Source organism: Scytonema sp. NUACC21 (genome assembly GCF_054684315.1).
In genome coordinates, this window is the sequence record NZ_BAAFZH010000094.1 from 115082 (window position 1) to 127379 (window position 12298).

General features: G+C 41.6%; 7 protein-coding genes. 4 read left to right on the forward strand and 3 right to left on the reverse strand.

Going from position 1 to position 12298, the window contains the following annotated elements:
• Window positions 1-6: 6 nt before the first annotated feature.
• Window positions 7-2718, forward strand: a complete 2712-nt coding sequence (locus tag ACYRY3_RS27055) for an ABC transporter substrate-binding protein (protein WP_460204719.1) — start codon at window positions 7-9, stop codon at window positions 2716-2718.
• Window positions 2719-2868: 150 nt separating this feature from the next.
• Here ACYRY3_RS27055 and sir read toward each other — a convergent pair whose 3' ends face one another.
• The 3 genes from sir to ACYRY3_RS27070 all read right to left on the reverse strand — a co-directional run bounded on the left by sir (window position 2869) and on the right by ACYRY3_RS27070 (window position 7071).
• Entirely contained in the window at window positions 2869-4905 is a 2037-nt protein-coding gene (gene sir, locus ACYRY3_RS27060; protein WP_460204720.1) for a sulfite reductase, ferredoxin dependent, read from the reverse strand.
• A 274-nt stretch (window positions 4906-5179) separates the two neighbouring features.
• Window positions 5180-5719: a hypothetical protein gene (locus ACYRY3_RS27065; protein WP_460204721.1), complete on the reverse strand. Its 540-nt coding sequence runs from the start codon at window positions 5717-5719 to the stop codon at window positions 5180-5182.
• 488 nt (window positions 5720-6207) lie between these two features.
• On the reverse strand, window positions 6208-7071 hold the full coding sequence (locus ACYRY3_RS27070; protein WP_460204722.1) for a DUF6671 family protein: 864 nt from the start codon (window positions 7069-7071) through the stop codon (window positions 6208-6210).
• 808 nt (window positions 7072-7879) lie between these two features.
• On the opposite strand from ACYRY3_RS27070, the gene ACYRY3_RS27075 reads away from it, so the two are divergent.
• The 3 genes from ACYRY3_RS27075 to ACYRY3_RS27085 all read left to right on the forward strand — a co-directional run bounded on the left by ACYRY3_RS27075 (window position 7880) and on the right by ACYRY3_RS27085 (window position 12262).
• Window positions 7880-9232: a CmpA/NrtA family ABC transporter substrate-binding protein gene (locus ACYRY3_RS27075; protein WP_460204724.1), complete on the forward strand. Its 1353-nt coding sequence runs from the start codon at window positions 7880-7882 to the stop codon at window positions 9230-9232.
• A gap of 86 nt (window positions 9233-9318) precedes the next feature.
• Window positions 9319-10155 carry a nitrate ABC transporter permease gene (gene ntrB, locus ACYRY3_RS27080; RefSeq protein WP_460204726.1) on the forward strand — a complete coding sequence of 279 codons (837 nt, stop codon included), beginning with the start codon at window positions 9319-9321 and terminating at the stop codon, window positions 10153-10155.
• 100 nt (window positions 10156-10255) lie between these two features.
• Entirely contained in the window at window positions 10256-12262 is a 2007-nt protein-coding gene (locus ACYRY3_RS27085; RefSeq protein ID WP_460204727.1) for an ABC transporter ATP-binding/substrate-binding protein, read from the forward strand.
• The last annotated feature ends 36 nt before the right edge of the window (window positions 12263-12298 follow it).

Here is a 12298-nt window from a genome sequence, read left to right on the forward strand (position 1 = left end):
TCAATAATGGAGCAAGAACTGGAATACTATCAAGTTGGAGGAACTTTAAAATCAGATGCGCCTAGTTATATAGAAAGACAAGCTGACAAAAATCTTTATGAGGGACTGAAAGCTGGTAAATTTTGTTATGTACTCAACTCACGGCAAATGGGTAAGTCCAGCTTACAAGTACGAGTTAGAAAAAAGCTAGAAAATGAAAACTTTGCTTGTGCTTTCATTAGTCTAGATGGACTTGGAACTGAAGGAAGCACTCAAGAAAATTGGTATTATACTTTTGTCAAAGAGCTATCGGATAGCTTTAATTTACCATCAAATCGATTGTTAACTTGGTGGCAGGAGCACAATCGAATAACTCCTGTAAAACGATTAAGCAATTTTCTTGAAGAAATTTTATTGCCAAAGGTTTCTCAAAATATTGTAATTTTTATAGATGAAATCGACTCTGTTCTCAGTTTGGGCTTTTCCACAGATGATTTTTTTGCTTTTATTCGAGGTTATTATAACAAACGTGCAAATAACTTAAATTATAACAGAATTACTTTTGCATTGCTGGGAGTCGCTACACCTTCCCAATTAATTCAAGATAAGCGACGTACACCTTTTAATATTGGTCAAGAAATTAAGTTGAATGGCTTTTCATTTGAAGAGGCTAGACCTCTAACTAAAGGTTTACAAGGCAAAGTTAGTCATATTAATGTGACTGAGAATCTTATTAGAGAAGTTCTTGAATGGACTGGAGGTCAACCCTTCTTAACTCAAAAAATATGTAAAAAGATTGCTGATTGTCCAGATAAGATTCCTCAAGACAACAAGGCTTTACGGATCTGGGTGGAACAATATGTGAAATTGAATATTATCGAAAATTGGGAAGACGAAGATAATCCCCAACATTTGAGAACAATTCGCGATAGAATTATTAATAGTAAACATACTACTTTTAAATTACTAAAAATTTATTTAGAAATTTGCCAAAAGCAAGAAATTCAAGTTGATGGGAGTTTGGAACAAAGCGAATTAATTTTGTCAGGATTGGTTGTAGAGAAAAATAGAAACATAGTTATTTATAATCGTATTTATCAAGAAGTTTTCTCCAGAAATTGGGTCAAAGAAATGTTATTAACTCTACGACCTTATGGGAAAGAGTTAACAGGTTGGAAAACTGACAAGAACAAAACTTGGCTATTACGGGGCAGAAAACTACATGAAGCTTTAGCATGGCAAGCAGATAAGAATTTGAGCAATGAAGATTATCAGTTTCTTAACGCCAGCTTGGAACTTGTAGTAAAAAGCTACCGTATTTGGCGAATAACTACAATAATATTTGCGATCGCCATAACGGGAGTACTTATATGGCAACAATTACCAACAAAAATTATAAGTTTGGTTGTTCCATATGTATTAGAACCAGAACTATTCAGTGATGGCAAAAAGACGTTTTATTTGGGAAATGGTAATTTTTATCAACAACAGGGTGTGGAGGTTTTTCAAAAAGGAGATTACTTAAAGGCAAAGCAACTCTTTACGAAAGCAAAACAAAGCGATCGAAATGACCCAGAACCAGAAATATACTATAATAATGCTTTAGCATATGAAAGAGGTAATCCTCTCACTTTGGCAGTTGCTGTCCCTATAAATTCAAGAAGAGAAAGGGCTACAGAAATTTTGAGAGGAGTTGCACAAGCACAGTCGGAGTTTAATAATAAAGGCGGATATAAAGGTCGGTTGCTTAATATCATAATTGCTGATGATAAGAATGACCGAAAGCAAGGTCAAAGAGTTGCAGAGGAATTGATTAAAGATTCAAGAGTTTTAGGAGTCATCGGACATAATAGTAGCCCTGTCAGTCAGGCTGCATTGACTAAGTATAAAGATAAGAACTTAGCGATGATATCTCCTAGCAGTACTAGTACGGAATTAAATGCGGACACTTTCAAAGTCTTTTTTAGAGCAGTTCCTTCTGATGCTAAAACTGGTGAAAAATTAGCTGAATACGCGATCGCTAATAATATCAAAAGAGCTGTTGTTTTCTATACAAAAAATGAAATTTATAGTGAAAGCTTAAAGAAAGCTTTTGAAACATCCTTTAAAGATAAAGGAGGAGAAGTTGTTCGCTACAGGGATTTGTCAGATCCAAATCTGAATCCAACTGCTGAAGTATTGCTGAGTATATTTCAAGACAAGGCTGATGCGGGGGTCTTTTTCCCCAATCTTGAGCTTATCTCTACCGTGATTGACATTGCTAATGCTCAACAAAACCAAGCAGACTTGCCTAGAAAGCTACGTTTGCTAGGGGGAGATTCTATGTATAGTGCTGATACCTTAAAAAAAGGTAACAAGGCACTTGAGGGCTTAGTTTTAGCAGTTCCTTGGTTTGAGGAATCACACTCACAATCATTTGCACGGAAAGCTTGCACAAAATGGGGAGGGGGGATTAGCTGGCAAACAGCTGCTAGTTATGATGCCACTAAAGCTTTTATCAAGGCTATAAAAGAGTCTGGTAATCCCTCTCGCGACACTGTACTTAAAAATCTTAATTCGATTGAGCTTTCGGCGGATGAAACTTCAGGACATGGACTCAAATTTAACAAAGGCGAGAGGATTCAGGAATCTGAGCTTGTGAAAGTAGTTCAAGGTTCAGGTGGTGCGTGCAAGGGACTTGAAGAGGGAGGATTTCATTTTGAAAAGGTAAACAATGAAAACCAGTCTTTACCTCAGTAGAAATTGGTTGAAAAGCCCGCTAATGCTTACAAAATAGGCGTTATAGCGTTTCCCGGTCTAATAAGGTACGTTGAGAGGGCAAACAACCCCCAGTGCTTTACAGCATTAAAAGGCACTGGTTGATGGACGATCGCCCAGTGCTTTTTGTTCTTAGGAAAGTTTATTCAAGTATTCCAGGAGTGCGTCATTAACCAAATGGGTCATGGGCTTTCCTTGGCGATCGGAGATTTCCTTAAGTTTGGTGTAAACCTCTTCTTTCAGGGTAATGCGACGGCGTGTTTTGTTGGTGGCGGTGGTTGTATTGGCTATTGCTACGATCTGACGATCGCTGTCCTCTGTAATGGATGCGGTGGTAGAATCTGCCATCGTTTCCACCAAGCCATCGCTATCGTCTGTGATGTCATCTGTTTTAATAGCAGTTTCCGACTCATATTTAGCCGCAAACTCTCGGATGGCATCAAAACCTACGCGATCGCAAAAATCCCCAAACTTTTCTTCTGCTTTACGTTGTTGTTTGAAGTAAACAAAAATCGGTTCTAGCTGGGTTTCCAAGTCGTTATGGTGCAGCCGTTCCATATAAGGCAAAGCCAATCTGGTTTGATTGGGCGAGCCTCCCAACCAAAGTTGGTAAGATTCTGGGGCGCTACCGACAAAGCCCAGTTCTGCCATGTAAGGACGGGCGCAACCATTGGGACAGCCTGTCATCCTTACCACAAAGTGTTCATTTTGTAAACCTACTTTATGTAACAGACTGCGTATCCGCTCCAAAATTCCCGGAATTGCCCGTTCTGATTCTGTGATTGCCAAACCACAGGTTGGCAAAGCGGGACAAGCCATTGCATACCGCTCAAGGGGGTCAATTTTACCGGGGTCAAAGACGACACCACAACGAGCGAGAATATCCTGAATTACTTGCTTGTTCTCTGGTTCGATATCAACGAGGAGAGCGTTTTGGTGAGGTGTGAGGTGGATGGGTAAGTTAAATTGCTCGACAATTTCCCGCAAAGCGGTTTTCAGTTGGAAGTTCCCTTCATCTTTAATCCGACCGTTGTCGATGGAAATACCCAAGAACAGTTTGCCGTCACCCTGCTCGTTCCATCCCAAGAAATCATCATACTTAAATTCTGGCAAAGGCTTAAAGGGTTGCAGTGGCTTGCCAAAGTATTCCTCGACCATTGAACGGAACTTATCCACGCCCCAATCATGGATTAAGTACTTCAATCTAGCATGGCGGCGGTCAGTGCGATCGCCATAATCTCTTTGAGTTGCAACGATTGCCTTAACTATGTCGTAAACATCTTCCTTATCGACATAGCAAATTGGATCTGCCAACCTTGCAAAAGTTTCTTCTTTATTGTGGGTTCGTCCCAAACCTCCACCAGCAAAGACGTCGAATCCTGCTAATTCTCCTTCGCTGTTAGTGATGACCACCAAAGTCAGGTCTTGGCTGTACAAATCTATGGAATTATCGCCAGGAACTGTAACGCTAACCTTAAACTTACGCGGCATATAGTATGTGCCGTAGATGGGTTCTTCCTTATCGTGGAAGATTGTTCCCGTCCCATTTTTTTGCCGTGCTGTCTTGACTTCTGGGCTTTCTTCGGCACTGATTGCCATTTCGTCATCAAGCCAGATTTCATAGTATGCCCCTGTTTGGGGTGTCAGCAACTGAGCAACGCGATCGGCATATTCCCATGCGTATTTATACTCAGGCTTATTCTTAAAAGGTGCTGGAGGTGCCATCACGTTGCGGTTTAAGTCACCACACGCCCCTAGGGTAGAACCCATGCTTGTGATAATAGCGGCAATGGATGCCTTAAGATTTTTCTTTAAAATTCCGTGTAACTGAAACCCTTGACGGGTGGTTGCTCTTAAGGTGTGATTGCCATATTCATCAGCCAGCTTATCTAAAGTCAGATATAGCTGTGGTGGAACAAAGCCACCCGGATTTTTTGTCCGCAGCATGAACTGGTAATCCTTTTCCTGTCCCTTAACGCGATTGTCACGGTTATCCTGTTGGTAAGAGCCATGAAATTTCAGGATTTGTATTGCGTCTTCGCTAAAGTGAGTTGTATCCTGAAGGAGCTCGGTTGCCACAGGTTCACGCAAAAAATTGCTGCGTTCCTTAATAGCTTCTACTTTGGAAGGCTTGCGGCTTGTTGTCAGGGAAGGAGCAGATTTAACCATTGGAGTAATAAAAGATTACCAATATGCGTCTTAATATGCCGAAGCGGAACTGGTAGCACCCTTACGGCTTCTATTTCCCCAAAATCCGCTCGGAATTTAGAGGAATAGTGTAATTTTAACACGGCAAAAAGCTGAGTTTACGAGTGACGCAACACATAAATAAACCCAGCAACATTACTTATACTATGTTTATGTTCCTATTTTTTGGAGATCGGAGTCAGGGTAAGAAAAGTTTATTAACTTACCCTCGCTCTTTACCTTTAAGCATTTCTGTTTACCTAAAGCGATAGCCTACACCACCATTGACGCTGACAGAAGAGGCAGGGCTATTTTCGTAAGCCTCAATTCCTACGCTAGCATTGCTGTAGATCAAGAAGTTTTTGCCAACTTCAGATTCAACTCCAGCAATAACTGCAAGTGCATCATCGTTACCACTTGGGGTTGGTTTGCCATTCGCTTCTACAAATTGGTAACCAACACCGACATAAGCATTAGTACCCTTTGCAATTCCCAAATCTGCGGAAACATGGGGGACGATAGCAGTCGTCTCATCACTAAAGTTGAGATTAGCACGAGCAGAGAAAGGAGTATTACCTAATTTCACGCGACCTGTGAGATTACCGCCAAGTGTAGCAGCATCGCCATTTTGACCGCCATTTGTAAAACCAGCAGAAACACCAGCACCAACATAGCTAGCATCGGTACCTTTTTGTGTTTCTCCCGCAGAAGCTTGACCAGCAGTTAGAAACATAGGGGCAATTACGATGGAAGACAATGCAGAAATTGTCACAAAAGACTTCAGTAACCGTTTCATAAAACCTACCAAGTTTTTTAGGTATTACTTTTACATTCAAAGTCGAAAAAGAAACAATAATGTTCCACAAACTTTCTAAAATTACCCGAAAAAGTCTTGCTAATGAAGGAAAAGGCTATAAGGAAATGTCGGTATTTTTTATATAAATGAAAGCTTTATAATTACAGATTTATTTTTTATTTTCCGGAGGGGATTTTAAAGCAATAGACACTTCTTTTAGTGTCACATAAATCATGGATGAGAAGTTATTACCAACTTGAAAAAAGAAGGCAACACTTGGATAATACCTCTCCCTAACCCCGTTCCCATAAAGGGGAGGGAATTCAATTTCTTGTTTCCCCCCCTTTATAAGGGGGGATTAAGGGGGGTAAATTCAACTTGTGTATACCACCGTAGCTTTATAAGGGGGGTAAATTCAACTAGTACACCACCACGGTTTTGTAGGGTGGGCATCCTTGTCCGCCTAATATATAGGATGGGTTGGCTAATTAAGGATTACAATAATCACATAGCGATGGATCTACCTCTTGCAACCCATCTGGAAACAAAACCTCTTGAGAAAATCCACATTTCTTACATTTGTATATTGCTGCAAGAGTGAACCGTGTAGGTGAGTGGCAATAGGCACAGGGTAACCCCTTTTTCCTTTCCATCACGTCAAAACCAGGAAAAGAACAGTTGGGGCAAGCATTTAGGAGCTTTTTTACCAAACTATGAGTTGCGATCGCAATATTTTTCATTCTGGTAGGGTTGTAAAGCGCTCGCATATCTGTTTCTATAAATACTTCGCCATTTTCCGAACGCTTTAAAGCAAGTGTCACTGCTTCTACCAGTGCATCTGTTGTAGTTATACCTTTGATAATCTCATCTTGGTGTTTGGGTGAAGGATGAGACATAACGACAAGGGCGTGTTCGGGAAAGCCAACTGTCTTTGCAAACTCTTGCGCCTCGGCAATCGTTTTGATAGCACGATGGCTGTAGTTGGTTTCGGTGGAAAATGCTTCACCAATAATTTCTATTTGATTTGTTTTGTCCACGAGAATGATAATTTCTCGATTGCAGGCTATGAACGGGCTGCTGGGATGGGGGCCAAATGTACCTTCACTCGCCAATCCTAAAGACTCACCCATCACAGACATTGCTGTTTCTGCTTTTCGTCTTGCTGCTTCAATTTGGGTTCCTGCCCTTTGCACTTCTCGTGTAAATGTTCCAAAACGGTCAGTGTCAAAATTTTGGGGTACGGTGACTTTGATTCCTAGCTCTTGTTCGAGAATTGGAGCAATGGCTGTCTCTTTATGGTGCATGGTTGCCAGTACTGCCACGCGATTGGCAAAGAGCGGATGTTTTTCCATAGCTATCTATATAATAATTTTGTTTTCACGTTCAAGATACTTGGCTGGGGCGATGGCTTGAGCAATTTTTCTCTAGAACGAATATTTATAGATTAAACTTAATGGTTACTATAAGTAAGTCAGTGTAAACACAAGTTGGCTTTAGGGCTGGTAGTAGAAACAATTCGATTAAGTGTTGCGTCTTGTTGTTTAATGTCGTTGGCATTTTCGCTGACTTGCTTGATGAGCTAACAATTGGATTCAATGTTGGGTTTCGTTCCTCAAGCCAAGCTACGTCCAATACATTCGGTGGAAATGTTGGGTTTCGTTCCTCAAGCCAAGCTGCGATGCGTCAATATATCCAATGCATTCCATAGAAATGTTGGGTTTCGTTCCTCAACCCAACCTACGAATGTTAATTATATTCAATACATACCATAGTAAAAATTCTATCGACGCTTGAAAACTAACGTAGTTGCGTAAAATAAGTATGCAATACAATCAATTCTAATTAATAGATACCATCAGATTCCTCCGATATATAGACTGAGTGCAGGTTATAAGACTTTTTAAGTAAACTTTTCCTTATGGTTAAGATATAAGATTTTTTTAATGATTGACATTCAAAATTAGCAAATTCTTCTCAAGAAGTGATATTGTTATGTACAACAGATAATTCAAGTTAGTCAAAAATACCTAATTAAAGGTGTTGAGGCTGCTATAAGTTTCAAATAACAAATAAATAATGTCTTTTCAAGCAAAGAACGTCTTTGTTCGATTGCTGTATGACCGTAACTAAAAACAACTGAAATTGACACAAGACAAAGTTATGACTGAATTTTCGCGACGTAAATTTTTATTAACTGCTGGAGTTTCTGCTGCAGGCTCTATCTTTCTTAAAGGTTGTTTGGGAAATCCTCCCGAATTTGACAACACCGGAGTTCAAGCACAGCAAGCTGTTGCTACCAATGTCAGTGCAGCAGATGCTCCAGAAACAACCACTGTCAAACTAGGATATATTCCAATTGTTGAAGCCGCTCCTCTAATTATTGCAAAGGAGAAAGGTTTCTTTGCAAAGTATGGCATGACCAATGTCGATCTATCCAAACAAGCTAACTGGGGTTCCGCTAGAGATAACGTCGAAATTGGGGCGGCAGGAGGAGGAATTGATGGTGGTCAATGGCAGATGCCCATGCCCTATTTAATTTCCGAAGGACGCATTACCAAGGGCAACAGAAAAATTCCCATGTATGTTTTAGCCCAGTTAAATACCCAGGGTAATGGTATTGCTCTCGCCAGCAAGCATATAGGTAAGGGAATTGGGGTACAAATTGCTGGGAAAGAATCATTTTTCGCTCAACTGAAATCAGCAAACGCTACATTCAAAGCAGCACAAACTTTCCCAGGCGTCAATCAAGATTTTTGGATTCGCTACTGGTTGGCAGCATCGGGTGTCGATCCAGACAGAGATATTCAATTGCTAACAGTACCGGCAGCTCAAACAGTTGCAAACATGAAGACGGGAACGATGGATGCCTTCAGTACTGGTGACCCCTGGCCTTACCGAATTGTCAAAGATAAGATTGGCTTCATGGCTGCATTAACTGCAGAAATCTGGAAAAACCATCCTGAAGAATACTTGGCAATGAGGGCTGATTGGGTTGATAAGCATCCAAAAGCAACCAAAGCCATTTTGAAAGGTTTGATGGAAGCACAGCAATGGTGCGATAACTTCGATAACAGAAAAGAACTCACGGAAATCCTTGCAAGACGCAATTATTTTAACGTTCCTGTGGCAGTTCTGAGCGATCCTTTTATGGGTAAGTACGACATGGGTGATGGTCGCACCATTGACGACAGAAAAATGGCAAGTTTGTACTGGAAAGATGAAAAAGGGAGTGTTTCTTATCCCTACAAGAGCCATGACCTCTGGTTCTTAACAGAAAGCGTGCGCTGGGGTTTCTTACCAGCAGATACTTTAACAAATGCCAAAGCACTTATAGATAAAGTGAACCGTGAGGATTTGTGGAAAGAAGCCGCTAAAGAATTGGGCGTTGCTGCTGCAGAGATTCCCACCAGTACATCTCGTGGTGTTGAAGAATTTTTTGATGGCATTAAGTTTGACCCAGAGAATCCTAAGGCTTACTTACAGAGCCTCAAGATTAAAAAAGTTAATGTTTAGTGATTAGTTAGTTGGAAAACAACTAACAACTAACAACTGACTACCTAAAGATAACAACTAACGACAAATTTGAGAAGGGGTTAACAATGGTAACACTACAAAGACGCTCATCAAACGGTTTTCAAAATGTCTGGTTAGCCCGTTTGCAAAAGCAATTTCCCGATCTTGTACCGCCACTTGCAGCGATCGCTATCTTCCTTGTCCTATGGCAGTTATTTGCTTGGACTCCTGGCGCAACCCTACCAGGTCCAATCCAGGTTGTTCAAGATACGTGGATATTGATTTTGTATCCTTTTTATGATAGAGGCGGTATAGACAAGGGTTTATTTTGGCAAATTTTGGCTAGTTTACAACGGGTAGCAATTGGTTACTCATTAGCAGCAGTTCTTGGTATTAGCTTGGGTATCGCGATCGGTACGAATAAAGCTCTGTCCAAAGCTTTAGATCCGATGATCCAATTATTCCGTACTGTACCGCCTCTGGCTTGGGTACCAATTTCTCTTGCTGCCTTACGACAAAACGAACCTGCTGCCCTTTTCGTTATCTTTATTACGTCAATTTGGCCCATCTTAATTAATACAGCAGTTGGGGTTAAGCAAATTCCTCAAGATTACAATAACGTAGCTAAAGTTCTGCAACTTTCTCGCAAGGAATATTTCTTGAACATCCTTATTCCTGCTGCTCTACCTTACATTTTTACAGGGTTAAGGATTGCGATTGGATTGGCTTGGTTGGCGATTATTGCTGCAGAAATTATCATGTCCGGTATCGTCGGAATTGGATTTTTCATCTGGGATGCCTATCAAAATAATAATGTCAGTGAAATTATCTTAGCTCTGGTTTATATCGGTGTTGTTGGCTTGATACTTGACAAGTTGATGCTCTTGTTACAGTCAAAAATTCTGCCAGAAGAACAAAAATAGTTACTCGTCATCAGTCATTAGTCATTTGTTCTATGTAACGGACAAGTGACTAATGGCAAAGGACAAATGACAAAAGATAAATGACAAAGGACAAAAGATAATGAGCGTTTTTGTAGGTGTTGACCAAATTGAGAAGGTTTTTTCTTTATCAGATGGTGGTAAATATATTGCTCTGAAAGGGATAGACCTTCAGATTAAAAAAGGGGAATTTGTATGTCTGATCGGTCACTCTGGTTGTGGTAAGTCCACTTTGTTGAATATGGTTGCGGGTCTGGATTTACCAACTGACGGTATCGTAACTTTAGAAGGACAAAGAATCACCAGACCCGGTCCCGACAGGATGGTCGTGTTTCAGAATTATTCTCTCCTGCCTTGGCGGTCAGTACGCGAGAATATTGCCCTTGCTGTAGATTCGGTCATGAAGGATGTACCTGCGGGTGAACGTAGAGCAATCGTAGAGCAACATATCGATTTAGTTGGGTTGCGCCCTCATGCTGACAAAGCTCCAGCAATGTTATCAGGGGGACAAAAACAGCGCGTTGCGATCGCTCGTGCCCTGGCAATTCGTCCCAAATTACTCTTGCTAGATGAACCCTTTGGTGCATTAGATGCCCTGACACGAGGTAATTTGCAAGAGCAGTTGATGCAGATTTGTCAGGAAAACGAAGTCACTGCCGTTATGGTGACTCACGATGTTGATGAAGCCGTGTTGCTGTCAGACCGGATTGTGATGCTGACTAATGGTCCGGAATCCAAAATCGGACAAATTTTGGAGGTAGATATCCCCCGACCCCGCAAGCGGATGGAAGTGGTAGAACATCCGAGCTACTACAGTTTGCGGAGTGAAATGATTTATTTCCTCAATCAACAAAAACGGATTAAGAAACTCAGAGCAAGGAAAACAGCTGCGATCGCCCGTCACGGTTTAGAAAAAGTTAACTTAGATATTGGTTTCCTCCCCCTAACTGCCTGCGCTCCTCTTGCTGTTGCCAAAGAAAAGGGCTTCTTTACCAAGTACGGTTTAGATGAAGTTAACCTCGTGCGCGAATCAAGCTGGCGCGGAATTACCGACGGCATAACTGGTGGATATTTAGATGCAGCGCAAATGCCTGCTGGGATGCCCGTTTGGTTAACTGTCGGGGGACATGGCGATCGCCCAGTACCAGTTGTCAGCGCTCTCACCCTCACCCGCAATGGCAATGCTATTACCCTAGATAAACATTTTTATGATAAAGGGGTCTACACCCTCGCAGATTTTAGAAAATTGTTGCAAGAGTCAGCAGATAAACAACATACCTTGGGGATGGTTCATCCTTCCTCAATGCACAATCTGCTCCTGCGTTACTGGTTAGCAGCCGGTGGCATTGACCCCGACCGCGATGTTTCCCTCAAAACTATTCCTCCGGCTCAGATGGTCGCTGACCTGCAAGCAGGAAGTATAGACGGCTACTGCGTGGGCGAACCTTGGAATCTGCGGGCGGCAATAGAAGGTATTGGCTTTACCATCGCCACAGATTTAGAAATCTGGCAAGGACACCCAGGCAAAGTTTTAGGAGTCCGCGAAGATTGGGCAAGTAAGTATCCCAACACCCACATTGCTCTAGTCAAAGCTTTATTGGAAGCTTGCCAATTCTGTGCTAATGAGAAAAACTTCCCAGAAGTACGTCAGATTTTGGCCAGTCGGGAATATGTCAGCACTAATGAGGAATACATCCAGCTTGGCGATCCAAACTCCAATGTTTGCAACCTCGAACAACCAATGCGAGAGTACGCCCATCATCTCTTCTTTGGAGATGGCGTCAATCGTCCCAGCCGTACCGAACATTTATGGATAATGACCCAGATGGCACGATGGGGTGATATTCCCTTCCCCCGCAACTGGATGGAAATTCTCGAACGCGTTTGTCGAGTTAGCGTGTTCAGCACAGCAGCGCGAGAACTAGGTCTGCTGGATATCAAATACCATCGCGGTCCTATCGAACTGTTTGATGGCTCTGCGTTTAATGCTGATGACCCAATCTCCTATCTCAACAGTTTGGAAATTAAACGCAATGTTTCAGTAGCAGAAGTTGCTATCAACTCAAGCCTCACAACCGCAGCCGCCTAAGAATTGTCAACAATCTAAAATCAAAATTATAAAACA

Bases quoted from the DNA above. Each gene is read 5' to 3' on its own strand.
- ACYRY3_RS27055 (WP_460204719.1), top strand. From the start codon at position 7: ATGGAGCAAGAACTGGAATACTATCAAGTTGGAGGAACTTTAAAATCA.
- sir (WP_460204720.1), bottom strand. From the start codon at position 4,905: ATGGTTAAATCTGCTCCTTCCCTGACAACAAGCCGCAAGCCTTCCAAA.
- ACYRY3_RS27065 (WP_460204721.1), bottom strand. From the start codon at position 5,719: ATGAAACGGTTACTGAAGTCTTTTGTGACAATTTCTGCATTGTCTTCC.
- ACYRY3_RS27070 (WP_460204722.1), bottom strand. From the start codon at position 7,071: ATGGAAAAACATCCGCTCTTTGCCAATCGCGTGGCAGTACTGGCAACC.
- ACYRY3_RS27075 (WP_460204724.1), top strand. From the start codon at position 7,880: ATGACTGAATTTTCGCGACGTAAATTTTTATTAACTGCTGGAGTTTCT.
- ntrB (WP_460204726.1), top strand. From the start codon at position 9,319: ATGGTAACACTACAAAGACGCTCATCAAACGGTTTTCAAAATGTCTGG.
- ACYRY3_RS27085 (WP_460204727.1), top strand. From the start codon at position 10,256: ATGAGCGTTTTTGTAGGTGTTGACCAAATTGAGAAGGTTTTTTCTTTA.